The organism is Radiobacillus sp. PE A8.2, from assembly GCF_045635475.1.
In the GTDB taxonomy this organism is placed as follows: domain Bacteria; phylum Bacillota; class Bacilli; order Bacillales; family Amphibacillaceae; genus JBJGXI01.
In genome coordinates this window covers 1-24,206 of sequence record NZ_JBJGXI010000039.1, presented here as the reverse complement: position 1 = coordinate 24,206, position 24,206 = coordinate 1, and the positions used below count along the sequence as shown (strand labels likewise).

Here is a 24,206-nt window from a genome sequence, read left to right as displayed (position 1 = left end):
GAATACGACCTTTTCTCTTTCATTCGTATTCACTAGATATAATAAAAGACATCCTAATCTCACCCTTATCATAATATAATCCTGTCAAAGGTTCAGTGATAAACATCACTATTCGTCGATTTTCTTCTCTTCTTTTTCAAGCCAAACATTGTAATAGTGATCAATCTTTTGTCGAAATTGCATTATCTTGTCATTTGATGGATTTTTCTTCTCTAAATCAGCTACCTTAGCTTCTAATCTGCTAATTTCTACTTCATAATCGATTGATGTCGTCTTCTTGATTTCTTTTGCTTTTTTTGGTGCCTGTTTTTGCTGCTTCTCTTGTACTTGTTGTTTTAGTTGTTCCCAATTAGAACAGGTTTCCTGATAGGTGCCCGGATAACGTTTTAGGCTTCCATCGACTAAATATGCCGTGTCTGTGAAGCATTGATTTAAAAAGTAGCGGTCATGAGAAATACCAATAACCGTCCCCTCGAAGTTTGCAATTGCTTCTTCTAACACTTCTTGCGAGTCGATATCCAAATGATTGGTTGGCTCATCTAAGACGAGTACATTCACACCTTGATGCATAAAGATGGCCAGTTGGACTCTCATTCTTTCGCCACCACTAAGCTGACTAATCTTTTGAAATACCGAATAACCATAAAACATAAACTGTGCTAACAAATGTCGCGCTTGACCTTCAGTGGCACGAACCTCTTCTCGGAAATAGTCAATTACGCTTACTTTTGGATCTACGTCCTGTAGAGGATGTTGCGGAAGATAACCTATTTTTATTTGCGAACCAAGCAGCACTTCACCTGCTGTCGCACTTTCCTTGCCGAGTATCAGCTTGATTAATGTTGATTTCCCACTGCCATTATCACCGACAATCGCTAAGCGCTCCTGGTAACGTAAATGCAGATCTATTCCTTTTAATACTTGTTTATTGTCAAAGTCCTTATAAAGAGCCTTACACTTAATAACATCTTCACCACTCCGGTTTTCCGGATTGAAATCCAAATTCATTTTCTTTGGATCCAAGACAGGCTTGTCGAGCTTTTCCATTCGCTCCAATGCTCGTTCCATACTTTTTGCACGCTTGAACAACTTTTCATTCGGTGGGTTAGCTTCATTCGCCCATTGCCTTAACCGTTTAATTGCTTCCTTAATTTTTTTGATTTTTTTCTGTTGTTCTTGATAGGCGGCAAACTCCTGCAAAAGCTTCGTTTCCTTTTGTTCAACATAAGAGCTATAGTTACCTTGATAATAGGTAACTTCACCACATTCTAAGTCAGCAACTTTCTTTATTGTATGATCTAGGAAATACCTGTCATGCGAAATGATACAAACCGCGCCAGCGTATTGAGCTAAGAAATTTTCCAACCACTGTATTGCCGATAAATCCAAGTGGTTCGTCGGCTCATCAAGTAATAGTAAATCCGGTTCCTGTAATAATATTCTAGCAAGACCGGCCTTCGTCTTTTCCCCTCCACTTAAATGGTCGAATGACTGATCTAGTAATACATCTATATTTAATCCAGCTGCAATTCGCTTTATATTTGCTTCCATTTCATAACCACCTTGGCTTGCAAACATGGCTTGCACTTCCCCATAACTAGCTAATACCTTATCAATTTTATTAGTATCTTGCATCTGCTTTTCTAACTCCACCATCTGTTGTTTCAATTGATTTAGTTTATCGAAACTAGCCTCAAGAAACTCCCAAACCGTCCCTTGATTAAATAACGGTATTTGTTCTAAATAGCCAATTTTCGTATCTTTTTTTATAAACAATTCGCCTTGTTCAAACTCTTCTAACCTGGTAATTATCTTAAATATGGTTGATTTACCCTCACCATTACGGCCAACCATCCCAATTTTTTCACCGGGTTTTATTTCAAAATTAAGTTCACTAAATAATATATTTCCACCAATAATTTTTTTAATATCTTTCAATGTCACCAACATGTTAATTACTCCCTATATAAAGCATGTATTTTTGTAAACAAAAAAGCCAGAGGCAACTGCCCCTGACTCTCATATTGATCCAACGCAAATAATCTGGATTAAAAAAATCCACACCTATTGCGTGGATCCAAGAATTTATTAGTCTATGGGAAAGAAGATCCTACACATTTTCCATTCATTTAGTTGTTAAAAAAGGGCATACGTATCCCGTTATCAACAAATTCATGAAAAATCGCACGGTGAATATACAACAACTCAGTATCAATAGCACGTGCGTTTGTGTGTAGCATCTAAATTCCCTCCTTCTTAAATGTATTTATTTCATTATACCTTTAATTTATTTATTTTCCAATGATAATCTGTCTGCATAAGTGCCTAATTTTTTCAGCATATCAATGGTTTCATGTTTTTCTTCCTCACTTAATCCTGCTGTTATCGATTCAATTTGCTCCCAGTGTCCCGGGAATATTTCTTCTAACAGTCTAGATCCTTCCTGTGTAATAGAAGCATACGTTATACGACGATCACTATCAGATTGCTTACGTGATACATAACCCTTTTGCTCTAATTTATCAACGACGTACGTAATACTCCCGCTTGCGAGTAAGATCTTATCTCCTATTTTTTGCAAAGGTTGTTCACCTTGATGATATAATAATTCTAAAACGCCAAATTCTGTCGTGTTCAGCCCTCGTTTTCTTATATCTGCAGCGACTTGATCGGAAATTGACCGATAAGCCTTCGACAAGACTACAAATAATTTAAGGGATGGATCTTGTTTTTTTTCACGATATAGATGTTTCTTATCCATACAATCCCCTTCTCTACTCTAACTTCTTATAAACGTATCATATTCATTTATCTATTTCCATGACGAGAATACGTAACAAATTTTGGCAGCATACTCTATCTGTGTCATAATTAGATTAACACAACACTAAGGAAAGCGGTGTCATTATTGATTGAGGATACTGGAGAACGTGTTATTCCTGCAAAGATGAAACCGATGAACAAACTATTATTGGAGCATATTGCTCGTTATCAATTTGCCTTATATTATATTAATGAAGGGCGTGTATTGGACTTATCGTGCGGCGCTGGGTATGGTACGCATATGATTGCGAAAGAAAAGAAAGATGTTATTTACGAAGTCGTTGGTATTGATATTGATCCAGAGATCATCACTTATGCTAAAGCAACCTATTATCACCCACAATCAAACTTCCATATAGCAAATGCAACAGATATTTCACTAGTTGATCAGTTTGGACAGTTTGATTGCATTACAAGTTTTGAGACACTTGAACATATCGAAGAGGAGCAAGCATTACTAGATAACTACTACCGGTTACTAAAGCCTGGCGGCAAACTGATTGTATCAACTCCGTTTGGAGAAGGAAGAGGTGTCGAGTGTGGATCACCTTTTCATATACATCAATTAAAACCTGAGGAATTTCAGGCACTATTTGAACCTTACACCGAGAAGCAATTTTATTTTCAAAAAGGGGTGTTAATTGAACCGCTCGGAAGAGATATACAATATCCGCTAGGCATTGCAGTATGTAAGAAATGATTGTTATCTAGATGGTTGTTGTTATTGCGGAAAATAGCTAGCCCCCGACGTAGTGCATATGTGCTCACATCTTACATGTGCACCGCTCCCGTCACTACACTTTGCTTTCCTCGGTGCTGAAGAGCTGAGCTCAGTGAAAATCACGCATGGTGGGCGAAATGAGTTGCTTCTTAACGGCCACCTTGGACCTTATTTGTGACAGGATGGACATTTTAAGAATTGTGCGGCCACCGGTACGCTTATTTGAATAAAACCTTGCTATAGTATGCCATTTTGAGTAAATAAGGGCTCTGATGGCCGTCAAATCATAAAAAACTGGTATATTACGCGAAATAAGGTCCCCTCTGGCCACTAAAAGTTTATAGCATCTTGATTTGCTATTTTATTGCTGGCACCCGGCGTTCTTCACAGAAAGCGACAGCCTGGTGCGGAAATCACTAGCACTACGTCAGATTTTCATTCAATTATGAAGTTTAAAATCGAAAAGAGCTTAAGAAATAAGTTATCGCCTACTAAAGCATTGCAGGCCATAACTTTCCACGTGTTAATACAAAATAACATGCAATAGTTATGAAACTTACATATGGATACACAATACTAATTGCAGTTAGTATAAACATCCCTATGATAAGAGTACTCTCCACCAATTTGTTTACGTATTCAACTCTACTAATTACATAAGCTTTTTCACGCATCTGGTGCTTTAAATAATACGAAGCTATCGCTAAATAACTTAGCAATTGAACTGGGATCCATAGACTTATCCCGGTTCGAGCTAATAGTAGAATTGACAAAAGCAGTAATACTACGCCGCCACCTCCATATGCCCAGCGCAGAAATGATTGCTTCCAAATCTCCATATCCCACGGCATACTGCTGACCAATCGATCGATAAACATACTACTAAAGAAGAAACTACCTATATTTGCAAACAGAAAAATACTGAGTGTTATTGCAATTCCAAACATCCATGGACCTTTGAAACTTAGGACTGCTAACAGAATAATAATACCGCCAAATACTTTTATTAATTGCTCTTTTTCCTGGGCAAAGTGACGTCTCCATAGACGGGCATACATAGTTGATAAATTATATGTAAAAGGCTTCTTACTCCTTGTCCGATGAACGATTGCTTGTAATAGTCCTTGCCTCTTTGGAGGCTTTATTTCTACTTTAGACATCTGATTGACAAACCATATATTCCATATTACTAAATCATTTGTTTGGACTACTTTCATCCAATCGATTTTTTTAAACAAACGTTTGATTAATAGCATGTTGACAATAACTAAAGGAATTAATACTGTCACCACTAGATACCAGTTGTTTAGGGACATGAAGGCATATACTAATCTCGTTAATCCGTATAAAAAACCGACAGAAAATATAACAATAAACTTATTCAGCGTATTAACTTGAAAAAGCTTCCACTGTAGCGTCGTCGTCAGGATTTGGATAACGATCATTACTATCGCTACCGGAAACAAGGTACTTGCGTGAAACGGTGTAATAATCGTTAGGATTGTCGCAAAAACTGTCCACGTAAGGATACTTTTTATCCACTTTTCATATGCACAGTACATCCAAAGCCTTTTCATAGAATACGGCAGGAGACTTAGCTGCAATTCTGCACTGGAAAATAAGACACCCGGTCTAGTAAACGATGAAACTAGTGATCTCATGACTAAAATAAACAACAACAATGTATATTGGCTAGCTATAAATTGTTCGATTTCCAAAAACACATGCCGGTATTCGATCATCATACCGTAAATAAGAAAGCCACACATGATTAAAAATGCCACTGAATAGATGGAGGTGGTGATGTCGATGCTAACATCGAAGGCAAGCTTATAAAGCTTTTGTTTTTTCTTGGTTCTATTTCGCTTTATATCGAGAAAAGCGCTGATTGCAGAAGGAGTTTTGTCCATCAGTCAAATCTCCTTTTCAGTTGCCTGAATTCACTTATCGATCCTTGCTCGGTAATCTTACCTTGCTGTAGCATAATATAATCATCTGCTAAATTAGCCAAACGCTCGAGCTGATGGGTAGTAATTAGAATCGTTGTTCCATTACTCGCCTTTTCAGCTATGATCTTCTCCAATAATTCTGAGGCGTATATATCTAGCCCCATAAACGGTTCGTCAATTAAAAGCAAAGGTACATCTGGTAATAGCGAACAAATCATTTGAACCTTCTGCCGCATACCCTTTGACAATGATTCTGGATATTCATCAAGCTTATCGTCAATTTCTAGTGCATTTGTATAATATTTGGCTTTTTCTAAAAATGCTTGCTGGTCAAGCTGATAGCTTTTGGCATAAAGCTGAAAGTGCTGCATGGTTGTTAACTCAGAGATTAATAACGGTTCCTCAGGAATATAAGAAAGCTGTTGCTTGAATAACAAAAAATCCTTTTCCTGTGATATACCATTTATAAATACTTCACCAGCCTTCTTATCCTGCCAGCCAAGTATTGTCTTCATCAACGTCGATTTCCCTGCTCCATTATGACCGACGAGAGCTGTTACTTTTCCCGGTAAAATCTCGATGTTTATATTATCTAGTAATACGGTATCTCTAATTGCAACTGTTAAATTTTCGATCGTCAGTCTAGTCATTTTTCTATAGCACCCCTAACTACAGAGAATATTACTGCACTATAAGTTTTGAAATCATATTTCCATGGCCTGTACCACAAAGAATACTACAAAAAATTGTATACTCTCCTGGTTCACTCGGTGTAATCGTCTTCGATCCATTTCCGTCAATATTGACATCCAGTCCTTGAATGTTAATGCCGTGCATGCCCTCATCACTACTTAATTGAATCGTTACCGGTTCACCTGCTTTAACCACATACTCCGCTTGATCAAATTCAAAGTTAGTAGCATGAATTTCTAGTAATGTCGCATTTTCATCCACTTCATTTTGACTAGCATTTCCGCCACCTTGTTCTTGACCACAAGCAGCTAAAAAGATAGTAATGCATATCGCAAGTATAGTTAATGGTATTTTTCTCATCGTAATATTGCTCCCCTTCTTTTAAAAAGATCTATTTTAATTATAAAGGACGATCGTTTTTAAACAACTATAAAACAAATAGTTTCTTATGGTAAGTGTGAATTGGCTCTGATTATATTGAAAACTAATATATTCTATCTTAACGGATCAAATGGAATTCTAGGAGAATGGTATTCTTCCTAGTAGGTCACCTTAGAAAAGTCTGTGGGCATGATTCTTGCAAGGTTGAAACATTTTTAATGGTTCAGACGTATAACGGTGTAATAAGCAAATAACTGAAAATAAGGGGAGATTTCTATGTTTAACAAAAAAACATTCTCTATTATTGTTGGAGTTATCGCAACACTTTTTTCAAGCTATGCTTTAATTACACAAAATCATGAATTCCTTTTACTTCCGTTCGTACAATTAATTTTGGGATTAGTAACAGCAAATTCGTTAGTGGATGCAATATTAGCTTTTCGTAGAAATAGCACGAGATTAGGCTTGTTCTTTACTTTCATCACTTTATTTATGCTTACTGTTATCATTTTAAATAACACGATGACAATCGAAGGAATACTTCCCGTTTTAGCTTTGTACATTATTTTCGGGGTTACAATAGGGATCATTGCGATGTTTGCCCGAAGCATAGAAACTAGAAGTGAGTTATGAACAAGCAAATCTTCTTAAACTATATGGCACCCTTTATGAAGTTGTTCAAAAAGCCCCAATTAATCACAATGATTACTCAAGTAGCCTATCGACATCGAATATTGGATTCAACCGAAAAATCCTGTCCTCACGCAGGTTCTGTCTACGCTCCTATCTTTTTTTCTAGCTTGATCCAATCATCTCGGTGCTAAATACGGAACTTTTTGAACAGGTACTTTTTGTAGATAAATACTAAGAAGTTGTCGCTTCTTTTGCTATTGCGCCGAAAGGTTAAGTAATAGTCATTGGCAGTTTTTTAGACGTCGGTAACAATACAGTTGACTTTTTTTATACACAATGTAATATATAAGTTGCATATGTTATATATATATTGCAAATCGTAGGTGAATTCATGAAAAACAATGTGAAAATTACACGAATAAAATTGTCAATAACACAACAACAATTAGCTAAAAGAGTAGGAGTTACTAGACAGACAATAGGACTGATTGAAAAAGGAGAATATAACCCTAGCCTTCAACTTTGTGTTGCAATAGCAATAGCACTTAATAGAACGTTGGACGAATTATTTTGGGAGGTGGAGTTGTAATGAAATCTTGGATATCTTTTTTATTACCAACTGATGAATATAAGGAAAGAAGAATGCTGTATTTTTTCTCCGAAGGGGCGGTCATCCTTCTGCTTTCCCTTGTTATAATGCTAATCTGTACGAAGTTTTTTATTATAAGTGGAGAAATTGCTCTATTGCTATCCATTGCTATCTTCCTTTTTTATGTTGCAGGAAGATATATAATATCTGGAATTGAATATACAGAAATTACAACAGAACATTCTTATAAGAAAGAGATAAAAAGCATTTTTACTAGAACCTGTAGTTTTGTTGTTATGTATATGCTGTTTTATTTGATTTTTGAAGGTATACCGAGCAATCCAAACGAATGGATTGGAGCTATAGGATTATTATCAAGTATTTGCTTAACTTTTTTTATACCTAGCTACATTTCTTTAAAGCGTTCCTATATAAGAAATAAGGAATTGTTATAATCAGAAGTTGATAAAATTAATTGCGTTGATCCATGCAGGGATTAACGCAATTATCCTATAAATCTAATGTAAAACGTTAATTCATTTGTTTTCCTTATCCCTCAAAGAAATAGCACCAAATTGCTTTGCAATTCGATGCTGAAATTTTTGAAACTGTACCTATATCCACTTCCCTACACAATGGCATTACTATTAACTTAACTCGCTTTTTGTATTTTCAATCTGTGATTTTAGCATACTTTTATTTATTTTCCCTACATGTGTTTTTGGCAATTCATCGACAATGTGGAACTGTTTGGGTATTTTATATGCCGCTAACTTCTGTTTGCAATAATTGGTTAATGCTTGATCTGTAACTATTTCCGGCTGGTGGGTAGTAACAAAAGCAATAACCTTTTCTCCCCATTTATCATCTGATACCCCAATAACGGCTATTTCGTCTATTGCTTCGTGTGATTCTAACCAGTTTTCAATTTCTAATGGATATACATTTTCACCACCAGAAAGAATCATATCCTTCTTCCTCCCGACTATATACACATATCCGTCTGAATCCTTTTTCGCTAAATCACCTGTATGAAGCCAACCATTAATAATCGCCGCTTTTGTCGCTTCTTGTTTGTTCCAGTAGAATTCAAATACGTGATTTCCACGGACGAGCAGTTCTCCAACTTCATTGGCGGCTGCTTCCGATCCATGTTCAGCTTGTATTTTTATATCATTGAGAATCATTGGCTTACCTACAGACCCTCTATGCTTAACCGCATCTTCAGGGTCGATATAAAAGTTATTTGGTCCTGCCTCGGTTAACCCATACCCCTCTTTAAATGCTAGTCCTTTGCCCTGAAAAGCCTCATAAATTCTAAGCGGACAGGGTGCACCACCAGATAGAAACACCTTCATTTGCGGGAAGTTTGCTTGCTTAAATTCCTCAGTTTTAATTAACAAATGATACATTGTTGGGACAAAGAGTACAATCGTACAATCAAAACGAATTAAATCTACCACAGCTTGCTCTGGTTGAAACCCTGGTGACAAAATTACTGTTCCACCTGCCATTATTACCGGCAATGTTAATGAATTTAATCCCCCTGTATGAAACATTGGCAAACAGGTTAATGTTGTATCCTCGTTTGTAAGATTCCAGCTTACAATCGTATTCATACTATTCCACAGAATAGAGCGATGCGTTAGTACTGCCCCTTTGGGATCCCCTGTTGTTCCACCTGTATAAATGATAGCTAATGGATCAGATTCTGAAATAGTTTGATCAGGTTTCAGATCATCGTAAGCTATAGGTAAATTCGTTATATAACTATTTGAATCAATTTCAATAACATGATTTCTATTTTTCAATCGATTTAATTCACTATTAAAATTAGATTGTATGCCTATTATTTTAGGAGCTGCATCGCCAATGATATAATCCAGTTCACTTGAAGTTAAACGCCAATTTAATGGAACAAATACCGCTCCAATTTTGACACAAGCGAACAAAAAGTCAAAATAGCTTATATGATTTTTTGAAAGTAAAGCAACACGGTCACCTTTCTGGATTCCATTTGCAAGAAAAACATGTGCTAAAACATCTGCACGATGATCAATCTCTTTAAATGTCCATGATTCATCAGTAACGGCATCAATGACTGCACGTTTTTCGGGAAACAATATTGATCTACTTTTCAACCAATCTACATCATAACTCACCATAATTCTATCCCCCTTTATCTGTTAGTGATATGCTAATTTATCTTTCTAAAAACAAGGCAGCACCCATGCCACCACCGACACAGAGGGAGGCTATACCACGGTGCTTATCTTGGCGCACTAATTCATGGATTAGTGATACCGTAATTCTAGCTCCAGTACATCCAACCGGATGGCCAAGACTAATACCACTACCATTTACATTTGTGATATCCCGATTTAGACCAAGTTCCTTTTCCACCGCTAAATACTGAGCTGCAAATGCCTCGTTGATTTCTATGACATCTGCATCTTCAAGACTCCAATTAACACCCACGAGTCCTTGTTGAATTGTCGGTACTGGCCCACGCCCCATTACTTTTGGATCAACACCAGCAATAGCGTAACCCGATATTTTGGCAAGCGGTTGTAAACCTCTTCGTTCCGCTTCTTTTGCAGTCATTAGCACGACTGCCGCTGCTCCATCATTTAAACTTGATGAATTAGCCGCTGTTACCGTTCCATTTTCTCTGAATGCTGGTTTTAACTTTGCTAATTTTGCCATCGTTAAACCTGGTCTTGGATTTTCGTCTTTCGTCACTAGGGTTTCTTGTTTTCTTGTTTTCACGGTAATTGGAGTAATCTGTGAATCGAATTTGCCTGTCTCCATTGCCTGAAGTGCTCTTTCATGGCTTAACAAAGCTAGTTCATCTTGTTGTTGACGAGAAATACCATGGAGTTCAGCTAAGTTTTCCGCTGTTTCACCCATCATCATGTGATGGATGGGGTCTTCGAGAATTTCCCAGACACTATCTCTTATTTGTGAATGCTGTAACCTCTTTCCAAAACGATGATCGTTTACTATATAAGGGCTCGAGCTCATATTTTCAACACCACCGGCAACAACAATATCAGACAGCCCTGCCTGTACCTGCAACGCACCCGATATGATCGCCTGCATTCCAGAGGCACATTGCCTTTGCACGGTATAACCTGTTGTCGTATCACTTAATCCTGCAAGTAGTGCTGCTGTTCTCGCTGTATTCGGTTGATCCGTTCGTTGAATACAATGTCCTAGTATCACTTCATTAACTTCTGTGTTGTTTAATTTACTATCTGTTAATACATCTTGGATGACTGGTACGATTAAATCTGTTGGCAGCAAGTCCTTAAACGCTCCACCAAACACGCCGACTGGTGTCCGTTTTGCCGCTACAATGACTACGTCTCTCATATGGAATCCTCCTTACATGATAATAGCGCCATCAACGTGAAGTACGTGTCCGCTAATATAATCTGATTCGTCTGAGGATAAGAATAGATAAGCATTGGCAATATCTGCTGGCTTTCCTAGACGCCCCAAAGGTACTTGTGCTTTCATTTTTTCAATAATTTCCGCTGGCATATTCGCTACCATATTGGTTTCTGTGAATCCAGGTACAACCGCATTAACGTTAATACCTTTTCTTCCTAATTCCTTTGCCCACGTTTTCGTCATCCCAATGACGCCAGCTTTGGCGGCTGCATAATTTGTTTGGCCAATATTGCCATAGACTCCAGTTACGGAGGAAGTGTTAACAATCTTACCTTTTCCTTGTGCGATCATCTGCTCTATTACCGATTGCGTGCAGTTGAATACACCCGTTAGATTCACATTAATTACTTGCTGAAATTGCTCTGCTGTCATTTTCCGAAGCATCGCGTCTCTTGTAATTCCAGCATTATTTATGAGAATGTCAATTTGACCAAAGTTATCAAGCACGTTACGCGTCATCTGATCAACACTTTCTCGACTAGACACATCAACCTGACAGAACATCGTATTGTAGCCCATGCCAGCTAATTGCGCTTGGCTAGTTTCACCAGATTCCTGATCAAAATCAGCAAGCACAACCCTCGCACCTTCCCTAGCAAAAGTCTTGGCTGCTTCATAGCCGATTCCGTTAACAGCACCAGTAATAATCGCTACTTTATCTTGTAGTCGTTTCATGCATGAGACTCCTTTCGTGTGAGAAACCGTTCCATATGTGACAATAATGTTGCAAGATCATCTACCAGTGGGGAGTGACCACAATTTTTTAATTCGACAAATTCCGCTTTCCCCTCAAAATCCTCGATGATTTCATCGGTCATTTGTTTTGATACGACCAAATCATTTTCACCTCTTAAAATCAGAACAGGCAAATTTATATTCCGAACTTGATTATTTCCATCGGTCAGCCCATTTGATTGGCCGCTAATATTAAATATGTTTAATGCTTGATACGTTTCCGCCAAATTTCGCTGCGTCATCATATCATCTACGTATTTTTCATATCGATCTGCTTCTGGTTTCTTATTTGTATAAATAGATAAATCCCAAATCATCTTCAAAACTTCACGATTCCCTTGGTCATATGCTCCTTGGACGACAGCTGTCTTACCTTTATCATGCCTTACTTCCTCTATCGTTTGTAGACGTTTAGTTGTATCTGGAAGTCCTTTTTCATCTGTTCCAAAGAACGGAAACCCCTTCGTAGACCCAGAAGCTAGTAGCACTAACTTCTTGCAGAGATCTGGATAATCCGCACAAAATTGCTGACAAACCGCTCCACCTAAAGACCACCCTACTAAGGAAAAATCGCTTATTTCTAAGGTGTCCACAAAAGCCTTTACATCATTAGAAAAGTCCTTTATTGCAGTAATTTTCTGATGATAGGTGGAGGTACCAAACCCTCTTAAATCTACTGCATATAACTTGAACCGCTCATCCATGTTTTCTAGTACAAGATCCCAATGAACAGAGGATGTCATATTTCCATGAATGAGAATGACTATGTCTTCTCCACCATCTCGTTCTTGATAGCCCATCGTTTCCCCATTAGGAAGCTCTACCTTTTTCCACGTGATATTCACGATTGTATTCCTCCTTTTCTAGCCCCAGCGAATCACATTTGCCCCCCAGGCATAGCCAATACCCGCGCTGACTAATACAACGAGATCACCTTTTTTTAGCTTGCCTTGTTCTTCTGCTAGCTGCAGCGATAAGATTTGATCAATTTGTCCGATATGTCCATAGTCTTCTAGATAAATAGAATGCTCCTCAGTTAACCCCAGCTCTTGGAGCACGTAATGGTGTGCAGATCGTTTCATATGCAGCATTGCTACATAATCGATATCTTCTTGTGCATAACCACTTTTCGCTAATGCTTCCCTGATACATGTGAGAAAGTTAACCATTGACTTTTGCTCTAAGCGTTGTTTCATTCCTTCTGGATCTAATACGTCCAATTGATATAGTCCCGCTTCTAGGTTTTCCGCGCTAATCGGATTTTTCGTTCCACCCGTTGTTACGACAACATCTTCGGAAAAAGATCCATCAGTAATTAGATGACTTTGTAACACGATATTCTTGTTGTAATTTTTTTCTAAAATTATTGCGCCACCGCCAGCTCCTAAGTTATACATAAAACGAGTGCGGGGGTTTTGGTAATTGATAAAATCTACGTTACGATATCCGCCAGCGAGTAAAACCGTCTGTATATGATCATCAGCGAGCATCATATCCTTTGCGATTTTTATTGCCATTATTGTCGTACCACATCGAAGTGCGGCATCGAATGCCCATGCATGCACTGCCCCAACTTCTTTTTGTGTTTTAATGGCCGCGGTCCACAAAGGATACTCCTTATGCTCTTCGCCAATGTAGATTACTAAATCAATCGCACCGGGATCTATGTTCGCTTTAGCAATCGCCTGCTTTGCTGCCTTGATCCCCATTTCAGCTGTGTGGTCTGACTCACTAGGAATAGGCTTTTGTTTGATTCCTAACTTTTGCTGTATAACCTCTTGTGGCAAGCCTGTTTGTTCTGCTAAATCAGCAGCTGTCATTTTATTATCTGGAATGTACAACCCTGTACTTCGAATACCAACCTGCATGATATCCCCCCTAGCTAATCGTCTGTATCATCCACTTCTTGTTTCATATACTTCATAGCCTCTTCAAACGTATCAAAACTAATTTCACGATCACGTTGTACATGTGTGATCTTGATTCGGTAGTTATTTTCTAAATCGTCGTTTGACTCAACTTTGTGAAACCGCACTATAAATGACGTTATTGGTTGATTCATTTACATACCCCTTCAGCCAGCCATCCGCTTACTTGTATCTTTAGAATCTTGCTTCTGTTTTTTAGTACGCTTTTTTGTGAAGAACATGTGCAAGGAACCGACAATTCCTTTTGGAAAAAAGATAACAACCAAAATATAGATCGAGCCAAATAATATAATCCAACGTTCAAATATCCAGTGCACTTCCGCTAGATCTGATAAAAAGTGATGGGCGAACTCAATAAGTGCCGCTCCAATGATTGGTCCAATTAATGTGCCTACCCCACCAATAATCGTCATCAGCAATGCATCTAACGTTACATCAGTAGCAAATACACTCGTATCAATGAACCGGAGCGATAAGATATAAAGTGCACCTGCAATACTAGCAACAACACCTGATACAACACTGACAATGACGCGGTAATGAAGTACGTGATACCCTAGTGATTCTGTACGTCCCTCATTTTCACGGATTGCCATTAACACCCTTCCTAGCGGTGAGTTCGTAAACCTACGAAGACCGAAGAATAGCAAGACTAATGTAACTAGACAAAGCAGATAAAGGTTAACCCGCTCTTTTAAAAACTCTGGAATTTGTAACGTAAATCCTTCCGTTCCCCCAGTTAATCCGCGCCACTTTTCTGCAGCAACTAAAAACAGACCTGCCAATGCTAGTGTGAGCATCGCATAAAAGTGGCTTTTGAGCCGGAGGGTAAGAATGCCAACAATAAAACTTACAATCGCTGCGATGATAACCGCTACGACCACTCCGATTATCAGATAAAAAATTGTCGGCTCATAACGGTCCATCATAACGGCAACTGAATAAGCACCTATACCAAAAAACATCGTATGACCGAACGAAACAATACCTGTGTAGCCGAGTAGTAGATCATAACTCATCGCAAAAATACCAAAAATGAAAATTTGCATAATCAAAAACTGAATACTTCTACCGGTAAATATAAAAGGCAAAATACATAATAGGACTGCTGCAGCTAAATATATCCATGTACTTGTTTCTAATCGTATGCGTTGCATGTAATCACGCCCCCTTTGCCTTAAATAATCCCTGCGGTCTAAAAATCAGTACAGCTGTCATTAACAACATATTTACAGCCAATGAAAGTGCTGGGACGTAATATGCCATGTATGCTTGTGCGAGCCCAACTAATATGGCAGCCATGAGCGAACCTGAAAAACTTCCCATACCGCCGATCACGACGACGATGAAGGCGAGAATCCCAAATTCCAAACCCATTTCGGCATAGATTACACCAGAGTATGGAGCCATTAACATGCCACCGAAAGCGGCCATCGCTGCACCAACCATAAAAACAAGCATAAATACGAAACGAATATTAATTCCCAGTGTTTGTACCATTTCCTTATTCATTACACCGGCACGAACAATTAGGCCAATTTTTGTATACTTTAAGATGAAGAAGGTAATTGCATAGACGAGAAATCCTACGACGATCAAAAACAATCGATACTTAATAAAGATAACGTCACCTACCATAAAACTACCTTCAAGCATACTAGGCGGATTCGCAGCCCTTTGTTCTGGACCAAAAACAACTTTTATTAACTCAGATAACACGAGCATTAAGCCTAATGTAATTAAGATTTGTTGCACATGATTGCCATAAACCGGACGAATAATTAAATATTCCGTTATTGCCCCTAAAATTAACCCGGTTACGATCGCCGCAACAATTCCCAACCAAAAATTGCCGGTAAGATTGTACGCCCACACACCACTAAATGCTCCCCAGACAAACAGACCACCGTGTGCAAAGTTCAACACATCCATTAAGCCAAAAATAATCGTAAGACCTGCTGCTACTAAAAATATCAGCATACCTGTCGCCAAACCGTTTATCGTTAAACTAACGATTAAATCCATGTTGCCACCCCCTATGCAATACCAAGATATTTTTTCATTAATGCTTTATCTTCTTTTAACCGCTTCATTTCACCATCATAAACCGTCTGCCCCTCATCAATGATATAGAAGCGATCACCAATTTTACTTGCCATCATAAAATTCTGTTCTACGAGTACAATCGTTGTTTTTTCTTTCATTTGCTGGATGGACTCCATCACTTTTTCCACAATAATTGGAGCAAGCCCCTTACTTGGTTCATCAATTAAGAGAAGTTCGTTATTATTGACATACGCGCGTGCAATGGCAAGCATTTGCTTTTGACCACCACTCAATTGTCCTCCAGGCTTCTTCCAAAATTTCTTTAAATCAGGAAAAAGATCTAACACCCATTCCATTCGATTGGTCGTTGATTCATCCTCTTTCATCATCGCAACTCGCATATTTTCTCCGACCGAAAGACCACCAAAAATACCTTGTTCTTCCGGTACATAACCGATACCACTTTGGGCAATCTTGTACGGCTTCCACGCACTTATTTCATTATCGTGAAATGTAACCGAGCCTTTCGTCGCAGGATTCAGCCCCATAATCGTTCGTAATGTCGTTGTTTTTCCGGCACCGTTTCTACCGAGAAGAACAGTTACTTCTCCTTTTGGTACGTCAAAGGAAATATCATGTAAAATATGAAACTGTTCAATATGGGTTTGTACTTTATCTAATTTAAGCAGACTCGTCATTGTATGATCCCCCTAGATAAGCCGATTGCACCTGTTCATTATTCATGATGTCCTCTGGCGTTCCTTTCGCGAGCAATTGCCCGTGGAACAAGACCATCACTTCATCAGACAGGTCCAAAATCATATCCATCTTGTGCTCAATTAACACGATCGTGCGATTTTCTTCTTCTTTAATTCGCTTGATTACATCTAGAATCGCAGGCACTTCTTCAATCGACATTCCTGCTGTTGGTTCATCGAGAAGCAGCACTTCTGTATCTAAAGCTAGTAACATCGCAATTTCAAGTTTTCGTTTTTCACCGTGAGCAAGATTACTAGCAATCATTTCATGCTTACTATCTAGCAATACGACTTTTAATAGCTCCATCGCCTTTTCTTCAAATTGCTTATAATGCTTAAAATGGGCAAACATCTGATAGCGCACTTTGGCTTGTGACTGTACTGCTAGTCGGACATTCTCTAACACAGTCAAGTTTGGAAATACGTTTGTAATTTGAAAAGAGCGACCAATTCCGCGTCTAACTCGTTCCGTAGGAGAAAGCTTCGAAATGTCTTGGCCTTTATATACGATACGACCATTCGTTGGGGATAACTGACCACTTAACAAGTTGAATAAAGTCGTTTTTCCTGCTCCGTTCGGTCCAATCACCGAAGTGAATTTTTTTTCTAGGAAAGAAACCGATACATGGTCTACGGCTGTATGCCCACCAAAATTAATTGTTAAATCTTCTGTCTCCAAAAACATTGCCATCGTTCATCACCTCTTGTTCTTAATAAATTGGACTATTATTCTTATATGACAATGGAACCCACACCAGTTGGTTAGGGCATGGGTCCCATGTAGTCATTTACTGATTTTGAATTGGTGGTTCTGTCTCCTCTGGTGTTAAGACTCTGTTTAACACTGGCACAGGATAATCAACACCCTCAACCTCTTTCAATGTAATCGCATACAATGATTGCAACGCTTGGTGATCTTCAGGACGGAATGTCATCGTACCTTTTGGTGTTTCGAAGCTCATTCCTTCCATTGTGTCAATTAACGTAGTAGCATCAGCGTTACCTTCTGTTTTTGTAAGTGCCTCGACAATCGCTATTGCTGCACTCATTCCACCTGGAGCAAACAAGTCAGGAACAGCTCCATCAAAACGTTTTTTGTGCTCTTCTACTAAATAGTCATTCACTTCATTGTCAGGTAAATCATGATAGTAAACGGTAAAACCTTCCATACCTACTAATGGCATCATTGTTGATAATGCAGCAATATCCGGTGCACCAGTAGAGATTTTTATTCCTTGCTCTTGTAGTTTCATGTCAGCAATTTGATTCCAAGGTGAGTTTGCACCTGCCCATGTTACAAATACATAATCAGGGTCTGCATTAATAATTTTTTGAATGTTGGCTGTGAAGTCTGTTGCTGCAGGATCTGCATATTCTTCGTGAACAATTTCAGCACCTAAATCCTCAGCCGCTTTAACAAACGCCGCTATACCGTCACGTCCAAAAGAGCTTTCCTGTCCTAATGTGGCAATTTTCACACCATCTCCTGCAATAGCTGCGGCCGCTGCCACTGCATCCTGTGAAGAGTTACGTGAAGTTCTGAAAATGTACTCGTTAAATTCTGAGCCCGTAATACTATCTGCAACAGCTGGTTCTACAACCATAACGGTTTCATATTCTTCTGCTAGCGGTGTCACCGCTAACGTATCACCAGAACTAGACGATCCTACCAAGAAATCAACTTGTTCATCTTCTAATAACTGTAACGCTTTTTGTCTTGCAACTTTCGGATCTGTTTCTGTATCTTCATAAATGATTTCAATTTTTCTACCTGCAACTTCTCGTGTACCGTCCGTTGCATAATCAAGCCCGATCTCAAAGCCTTGTTTCGTTTGTAATCCATAAGCTTCCAATGCACCTGATAATGAAGCTAAAACACCAATTTTAATCGGTTCTGCTGGTTCTTCCGTTTCTGTATCTGTGTTATTGTTTGCATTGTCTGCTGGCTCATTGTCTTGCTGTTCGGTGTTATCGTTTGAATCTTCTCCTGGATTAGCAGTCTCCCCATCTTCCCCACAAGCTGCCGTTAACAATAAAACAAAAACTAAAAATAACAAACTTAAAATTCGCTTTAACAATTGATTTTCCCCCTTTGTTTTATTAGGTAAGTCAAATTCATAATACTGATTCTTAGCAATTCGCATCCACGTATAGTCGGATTAAACCGTCCTCGAACGATATGCGAATGCAAATAGCTGTGTAAGGTAATTATGAAATTGACTCAGGTGAAGTATTGCTTGCACATATAGTAAAAGATGGGAGTTACAATGGAGTTACAAAAATAGAAATCTTGCACAGTAGATGCGTATATCAAGGGGATTAGGGACATTAAAAAAATCCTTGCTGTTGTATAAGCAAGGATTCTCAGGCTTTAAATCGATTATAATCATCATCGGAATCGACAATCATATGGTACATATCATTCGTTGGACCCATAGGCTTTACACCTAACTCTTTATTTAACACTTCTTTACACTTTCGATACCATTTGATCGACTGCGGACGATTGTTTTTTTGATAATAACTGTACATAAGCAACCGGTAAGCTTCTTCCCACGTATCATCTTCCCTTAATATTTTGTGACACCAATGAATGCAATTGTCGAACTCATATAGTCGTACGGATACTTGAGCCATTTTTTCTGCGGCGCGAAGATAAATAACGTGTAATCGCTCCCGCTCATTAATACACCAGTTATCAAATCTTCTATTTGGTAAGTAATTTCCTTTATACAATAGCAAGCCTCTTTCAAGCAGCTCCTTCGCTTGGGAGGGCTCCTGCTCTTGCAACCCTTCCATGATCCATTCTTCAAACGTAATCGTATCTAGTTGATAGGCAGAGGAATCGTTTATACCATACAGACTTCCACTTCGCCTAATAAAAAATGATTCACTGCGGGCTTTTCTATTCGGCTCCAACGTTTTTAACAAAGCATTTAATGCTACCTTAAAGCTTTGATTTGCAGCTGTCACGTCTTGATCCGGCCATAATTCTTGATATATTTCTTCCTTTAGAATCATTTTGTTTCGGTTAGTAATAAAGAATTCGAAAAGTTCTTTCGCTTTCTCTCGCTGCCAGTTTCCTTCTTCAATAATTTGATTGCCTAGCCATAATCTGAGTCTTCCGAGCGTTTGTATTTTTAACGTATAACCTGGATGATTTTCGACATTTTCTAGTTCCAACTCAGAAATAATCTTTGTCACAAACGGACGATGTATATTAATGTTTTGTGCTTTCAGTAGCATAGGTGCAAAATTTTGTAAATCTTGTGGACCGAATATCGTTCGTTGCTTGAGGAAGAACTCATAATTACCGGCTTGTATTTCTTTTATACAATCCCGCATCTCCTTCTCAAAAGTAGATTCATCATCCGTTTCATAAGCGACGTAAGCTAACCAAAATGCAGTTACCATCCTGCTATACCTATCTCCGCATTGCTCTAATTGCTTTTTCACTTGAAGTAAGGTTTCAATTGCAAGATCATATTTTTCGTTATAAATAGATGCAATCGCCATACATAATTGGATAAGAGAAGAAAGCCATAGATCCTTTACTTTTTCTGTTTCATATAACCCTTTTTGACCTGCTTCTATTGCCTTTTCATACTGACGGTTCGCTCCATATAAAAGACATAAACCCATGTAAGGTTCTGCCTTACCTCTTGATACGTGTATTTTTTCCATAATACTTAAGGCCGTGTGGTAGCACTTCTCTGCTAAAATCGATTCGTAGCGGTCGATAAGTTGAACCGCGTGCCCCATTCTCATCCAACCACATGCCTCCACGAAAGGAGATTCCATATTCATTCCTAAGTTAATACCTGTTTGTGCATATGCTTTACTTTCCTCAGCGTTTCCACGAATCACTTCTATAAGCGCAAGTAAGATATCTGTTTCCCGATGCGCCTCCGCTAAATGCTTTGTATTGTCGTGTGTTTGACTATTTTTACGTCGCAACAATACATCTCTTGATTTTTCTAACCTTCCTGTACGCAAATAAATCCTTGCTTGTAAATTTCCATCTTCTACAGGTAAATGAAGTGCTTCGGCCCGTTTATACCATTTTTCGGCTCGACCAGCTTGACCATTGTTTAATAGATTTTCTGCTAGTAATTGATATAATCCTGCTTCTTCTTGCTTCGACGTATTCGTGTTTTCTTTTAGATGGATGGCACGCTGCAACACCCACTCTGCTCGATCAGGCTGAATCGTATCTAAGTATATACGTGCAACGCCTTCTAACGCCAGACTTGTAAGATACGTATCATCCTTCTGTTCCCCAATTCGAATCGCACGGTTATAACAATGTTCCGCTTCATCGTAAGCAGAGCGGAAGCGATTCACCTCTCCTTCATAAAACCATAAAATTGTATATTGGTCTTTTAAAGTCGCGGGTAAAAGCGATACATATTTCGACAGTGCTTGTAGCTTTCCAGATTTGAGCATTGAGCTACCATAATCACTAATTATTCTCGCCACCGGCTCATATTGATTAAGCTTGGCATAGTGATACACTGCCTTCTCTACATCTTGCTGTTCATAAAGCTTGGCAGCACGTCCGTGTAACGAATAGAATCTTGCCAGGTCTGAAGATCTTAACTGCTCTACGAGAAATTCATGAAAAAGAGTATGGTATCGATAATAATTGTCTGCTAATTTTTCAATAAACATATTTTGATTAAATAGATCGTCTAGTTTTGCTTCTGCATCGTCCATTCCAAGCAGTGCATTACAAATCATCGGAGACAACCTATCTACTATACTCGTTTGCAATAAAAATTGTTGGACATCTACTGATTGCTTAGAGAATATCTCTAATTTGACAAAGTCATATAATTCCTGAAGATTATCATGACGATTTTCTAAGATAGTAGCAACTTCAGAACCTTGATACATATGATCTGCCAGCATTCCAAATGCAATTGGCCAACCTTCAGTCAAACGATAGAGAGCTTCTAATTGGTCAGTTTCAATTGGAAATTCCATCATATCTACAAGCAGGTGCTCCATATCATCTTTAGACAACACTAGACTCTCTTGTCCTATAATATTTAGCTCACCTTTAACCTTGAAAGAAGTTAACAAACTCCATTTTGGTTTAGTTCTACATGATAAAATGAGGCGAAAGTTTTCAGGGATATACTCTAGTACATGTGTCAGCCAAGAATCTATATCGGCTGATTGTATATGATGAAACTCGTCTAGTACTAGCATGATATCTTGTTCCTGTTTGATGAGATCGTTAATAAATAAAGAAACGAGTACACTTCTTTTTTCTTTATTAGGCATTGGCGATAATTCCGATAGTAATCCTTTTCCAAACGTCGGACATTCTCTACGAATCGCATAAACTATTTTAGTTAAAAACTGTGCTAGTGTATCATCGTTAGGAGAAACAGTATACCAACATGCGGTGGGACAAATATCATGGACAAATAACGTTAGTGCTGTCGTTTTTCCATAGCCTGCGCCGGCATGTACAATCGTTAATGGATAACGAGAAATAGCAGCTAATTTTTTATGTAAAGATGCACGTCTTAAATGAAGCTCCTTTACTGATGGAGGAATAATTTGGCTTTGTATAACTGGTATTTGTTCCATATTCTCTCTCCTTCATTGTATCCACAGTCCAATTACTTAATTACCTTATACAGCTCTCTGTCTGCATCCGTATTATAGTTGGGAGACGGTTTAATCCAACTTTATGGATATGGATAGTTAAAAATCAGTATGGTGAAATTGACTACTTAACTATATATATGCAGCTACCGTTTAGGCTTATGTTGACTTCTGACTCCATAGCTTCAAATAGAAATATTCGAAACCAATAATCACGCGCAATATTGTTAGCGCTTCCATTATAGCGGATAATGAAACAAAAATCACTTTCTTATTTAAAGATTAAATACCCACATTTCTTTTACAACTGAAATGTGGGTATGATTAGGTTAGTTTTCTTCAGAGATTAGCTTCATCGTCAAATCGTAATTTTTCATATAATAGAAGCCGCCAACATACATGTTTTTGGCTGGATCAATGGTGTCAAATAATAGTGTACGCTCCTTAAGTATCACATCTGTGCTCGTTTTTTCTAGTGTTTGACCAACAGTCGTAGTTAAAGCTGTTTTCGTTTGCTCATCACCAATAGAAACATTATCTAGTAACACCGTTTCTTCAGTTGCAATAGTAATTTTCGTTTGTCCGTCCTCAACAGCAACTTGTTTAATCTCTAAAGGTTCTCCAGCAATCCTATTGTCTTCATCATTAAGAGCGATAGTTGCGTTCACATATTCATACCCAACGAATTTATCCAATTTAAGCTCCATTGTATTTAATTGATATGGCAGTGCATCAAATTCTAATTCAAAGGTCGATCCACCGGTGAGATTGGAACTAATTGATCCTCCTACACGTCGAACTTGTTCACCATTGGCAATCAGACGAATCTCATCGAAGGCTTGTTGAACACGGTCAATACTATCTACATTAGTCCGTCCTTTAATGACTGTGGACATCGGGGAAGCAGTGATCGATTTAATGCTAATTGTTCCGTGATCAACTTCAAATCGTTGATCAAACGTTTGTTTAACTTTTGTTTGCATCGCTTGTGCTGCATCATATTCAAATGTAATCTCCCCATTCTCGATTGTTCCGTCCTTGTGATGCATAGCAAACTCTAAAGTAAGATGCTTGGCAAATGCGTTAGGTACAGAATCATACGTCCATTCCCCTTTTAATTCAGTACGCTCCTCGTTGAACCGGGCATGACCACTTCCCGAACTTCCCCACAATAAAAAGCCCGTAAGGTGAGGAAAGCTGATATCTGTAAAAGTATCTTCATCGAGGCCATCAGCTGCTGTCATTGTATAAAAGACAATTATTTTATTCTCATCTGACATTACGCCATTCAACGTCAGACTCGTTCCGTTTTCAAATGTATAATTTGCATCTTCTAACACTTGACCCATGCCTGCTTCATTTAAATCACTTAGTGTCCCTGTCATAATGTCGTCAAAACCGAAGATCTTTTTACCGTAATAAGCGAAGGCACTATAATTGTAGCTTACAAATACACAGGCAATTACAATCGAAGCAACTGCAATCCAAATTGATTTTCTGTTTTTTCGAGGTGCTTTTTTCATCGCTAAGGCGTTGCGCAATTTAGATTCCAATTCGGGTGGTGCATTATTTTGATCAATACGATTTTTTTCTTCTTCTAGCAAGCGTTCAACGTTACTCATGATATTCACCTCCATATAATTCATTCAGCTTATTTAGACCTTGATGAATTCGTGATTTCACTGTGCCCAGCGATACATTAGTAACCTCCGCGATCGTTTGATAATCCAAATCATGAAAATATCGTAAACGGATCGTCTCCGCTTGTTGTTTATTTAATTTCGCTAATAGTTGATTAAGGTCGATTTGTTGCTCACTTATTACAAAACTTAAGAGCGATTCATCCCACTTCTTCAGATGTGGGATGAATCGCTC

General features: G+C 38.4%; 24 protein-coding genes. 4 read left to right on the top strand and 20 right to left on the bottom strand.

Annotated elements, in window-relative coordinates:
- Positions 1–108: 108 nt before the first annotated feature.
- From abc-f to ACI6MV_RS18210, 3 genes are all read right to left on the bottom strand, one after another.
- The gene (gene abc-f / locus ACI6MV_RS18220) at positions 109–1,950 is read right to left on the bottom strand and encodes a ribosomal protection-like ABC-F family protein (protein ID WP_407271765.1); all 1,842 of its coding nucleotides are present in this window, start codon (positions 1,948–1,950) and stop codon (positions 109–111) included.
- Between the two features lie 179 nt (positions 1,951–2,129).
- Complete coding sequence (locus ACI6MV_RS18215) at positions 2,130–2,240, bottom strand: RAxF-45 family protein (RefSeq protein WP_407271764.1); 111 nt, start codon at positions 2,238–2,240, stop codon at positions 2,130–2,132.
- Between the two features lie 47 nt (positions 2,241–2,287).
- Positions 2,288–2,761: a MarR family winged helix-turn-helix transcriptional regulator gene (locus tag ACI6MV_RS18210; protein ID WP_407271763.1), complete on the bottom strand. Its 474-nt coding sequence runs from the start codon at positions 2,759–2,761 to the stop codon at positions 2,288–2,290.
- Positions 2,762–2,899: 138 nt separating this feature from the next.
- Between ACI6MV_RS18210 and ACI6MV_RS18205 the strand changes: the two genes are divergently transcribed.
- Complete coding sequence (locus ACI6MV_RS18205) at positions 2,900–3,523, top strand: class I SAM-dependent methyltransferase (RefSeq protein WP_407271762.1); 624 nt, start codon at positions 2,900–2,902, stop codon at positions 3,521–3,523.
- A gap of 512 nt (positions 3,524–4,035) precedes the next feature.
- Here ACI6MV_RS18205 and ACI6MV_RS18200 read toward each other — a convergent pair.
- Genes ACI6MV_RS18200 through ACI6MV_RS18190 form a run of 3 tightly spaced genes read right to left on the bottom strand, consistent with a single transcriptional unit; the run spans position 4,036 to position 6,546 of the window.
- Positions 4,036–5,454, bottom strand: coding sequence for a hypothetical protein (locus ACI6MV_RS18200; RefSeq protein ID WP_407271761.1), 1,419 nt, complete (start codon positions 5,452–5,454; stop codon positions 4,036–4,038).
- Positions 5,454–6,143 carry an ABC transporter ATP-binding protein gene (locus tag ACI6MV_RS18195; protein WP_407271760.1) on the bottom strand — a complete coding sequence of 230 codons (690 nt, stop codon included), beginning with the start codon at positions 6,141–6,143 and terminating at the stop codon, positions 5,454–5,456. The genes ACI6MV_RS18200 and ACI6MV_RS18195 overlap by 1 nt, the downstream gene beginning before the upstream one ends.
- Positions 6,144–6,174: 31 nt before the next feature.
- Positions 6,175–6,546 carry a cupredoxin domain-containing protein gene (locus ACI6MV_RS18190; RefSeq protein ID WP_407271759.1) on the bottom strand — a complete coding sequence of 124 codons (372 nt, stop codon included), beginning with the start codon at positions 6,544–6,546 and terminating at the stop codon, positions 6,175–6,177.
- 297 nt (positions 6,547–6,843) lie between these two features.
- Here ACI6MV_RS18190 and ACI6MV_RS18185 point away from each other — a divergent pair, with 297 nt between their 5' ends.
- The 3 genes from ACI6MV_RS18185 (at position 6,844) to ACI6MV_RS18175 (ending at position 8,244) form a co-directional block, all read left to right on the top strand.
- Positions 6,844–7,200 carry a hypothetical protein gene (locus ACI6MV_RS18185; protein WP_407271758.1) on the top strand — a complete coding sequence of 119 codons (357 nt, stop codon included), beginning with the start codon at positions 6,844–6,846 and terminating at the stop codon, positions 7,198–7,200.
- A 391-nt stretch (positions 7,201–7,591) separates the two neighbouring features.
- A complete protein-coding gene (locus tag ACI6MV_RS18180) occupies positions 7,592–7,789 on the top strand; it encodes a helix-turn-helix transcriptional regulator (RefSeq protein ID WP_407271757.1) in 198 nt (65 codons plus the stop codon).
- Complete coding sequence (locus ACI6MV_RS18175) at positions 7,789–8,244, top strand: DUF3278 domain-containing protein (protein ID WP_407271756.1); 456 nt, start codon at positions 7,789–7,791, stop codon at positions 8,242–8,244. Before ACI6MV_RS18180 ends, ACI6MV_RS18175 begins: the two co-directional genes overlap by 1 nt.
- A gap of 192 nt (positions 8,245–8,436) precedes the next feature.
- On the opposite strand, the gene ACI6MV_RS18170 is transcribed toward ACI6MV_RS18175, so the two are convergent.
- From ACI6MV_RS18170 to ACI6MV_RS18105, 14 genes are all read right to left on the bottom strand, one after another.
- Positions 8,437–9,954, bottom strand: coding sequence for an acyl-CoA synthetase (locus ACI6MV_RS18170; RefSeq protein WP_407271755.1), 1,518 nt, complete (start codon positions 9,952–9,954; stop codon positions 8,437–8,439).
- 37 nt (positions 9,955–9,991) lie between these two features.
- A complete protein-coding gene (locus tag ACI6MV_RS18165) occupies positions 9,992–11,164 on the bottom strand; it encodes a thiolase family protein (protein WP_407271754.1) in 1,173 nt (390 codons plus the stop codon).
- Between the two features lie 12 nt (positions 11,165–11,176).
- On the bottom strand, positions 11,177–11,920 hold the full coding sequence (gene fabG, locus ACI6MV_RS18160; RefSeq protein WP_407271753.1) for a 3-oxoacyl-ACP reductase FabG: 744 nt from the start codon (positions 11,918–11,920) through the stop codon (positions 11,177–11,179).
- Positions 11,917–12,825 (bottom strand): intracellular short-chain-length polyhydroxyalkanoate depolymerase, encoded by a 909-nt coding sequence (phaZ, locus tag ACI6MV_RS18155; RefSeq protein ID WP_407271752.1) that lies wholly within the window; start codon positions 12,823–12,825, stop codon positions 11,917–11,919. Before phaZ ends, fabG begins: the two co-directional genes overlap by 4 nt.
- A gap of 18 nt (positions 12,826–12,843) precedes the next feature.
- Positions 12,844–13,848 carry a 3-oxoacyl-ACP synthase gene (locus tag ACI6MV_RS18150; protein WP_407271751.1) on the bottom strand — a complete coding sequence of 335 codons (1,005 nt, stop codon included), beginning with the start codon at positions 13,846–13,848 and terminating at the stop codon, positions 12,844–12,846.
- Between the two features lie 14 nt (positions 13,849–13,862).
- Positions 13,863–14,042 (bottom strand): hypothetical protein, encoded by a 180-nt coding sequence (locus ACI6MV_RS18145; RefSeq protein ID WP_407271750.1) that lies wholly within the window; start codon positions 14,040–14,042, stop codon positions 13,863–13,865.
- A gap of 12 nt (positions 14,043–14,054) precedes the next feature.
- Entirely contained in the window at positions 14,055–15,065 is a 1,011-nt protein-coding gene (locus ACI6MV_RS18140) for a branched-chain amino acid ABC transporter permease (RefSeq protein ID WP_407271749.1), read from the bottom strand.
- 4 nt (positions 15,066–15,069) lie between these two features.
- A complete protein-coding gene (locus tag ACI6MV_RS18135) occupies positions 15,070–15,933 on the bottom strand; it encodes a branched-chain amino acid ABC transporter permease (RefSeq protein WP_407271748.1) in 864 nt (287 codons plus the stop codon).
- 11 nt (positions 15,934–15,944) lie between these two features.
- On the bottom strand, positions 15,945–16,652 hold the full coding sequence (locus ACI6MV_RS18130) for an ABC transporter ATP-binding protein (protein ID WP_407271747.1): 708 nt from the start codon (positions 16,650–16,652) through the stop codon (positions 15,945–15,947).
- Positions 16,636–17,403 (bottom strand): ABC transporter ATP-binding protein, encoded by a 768-nt coding sequence (locus tag ACI6MV_RS18125; protein WP_407271746.1) that lies wholly within the window; start codon positions 17,401–17,403, stop codon positions 16,636–16,638. Before ACI6MV_RS18125 ends, ACI6MV_RS18130 begins: the two co-directional genes overlap by 17 nt.
- 97 nt (positions 17,404–17,500) lie before the next feature.
- Positions 17,501–18,790, bottom strand: coding sequence for a substrate-binding domain-containing protein (locus ACI6MV_RS18120; protein ID WP_407271745.1), 1,290 nt, complete (start codon positions 18,788–18,790; stop codon positions 17,501–17,503).
- A 286-nt stretch (positions 18,791–19,076) separates the two neighbouring features.
- Positions 19,077–22,313, bottom strand: coding sequence for an AfsR/SARP family transcriptional regulator (locus ACI6MV_RS18115; protein ID WP_407271744.1), 3,237 nt, complete (start codon positions 22,311–22,313; stop codon positions 19,077–19,079).
- Positions 22,314–22,660: 347 nt separating this feature from the next.
- Complete coding sequence (locus ACI6MV_RS18110) at positions 22,661–23,953, bottom strand: DUF4179 domain-containing protein (protein ID WP_407271743.1); 1,293 nt, start codon at positions 23,951–23,953, stop codon at positions 22,661–22,663.
- The coding region (locus ACI6MV_RS18105; protein ID WP_407271742.1) for an RNA polymerase sigma factor at positions 23,946–24,206 on the bottom strand (261 nt) is incomplete at its 5' end. The genes ACI6MV_RS18105 and ACI6MV_RS18110, both read right to left, overlap by 8 nt.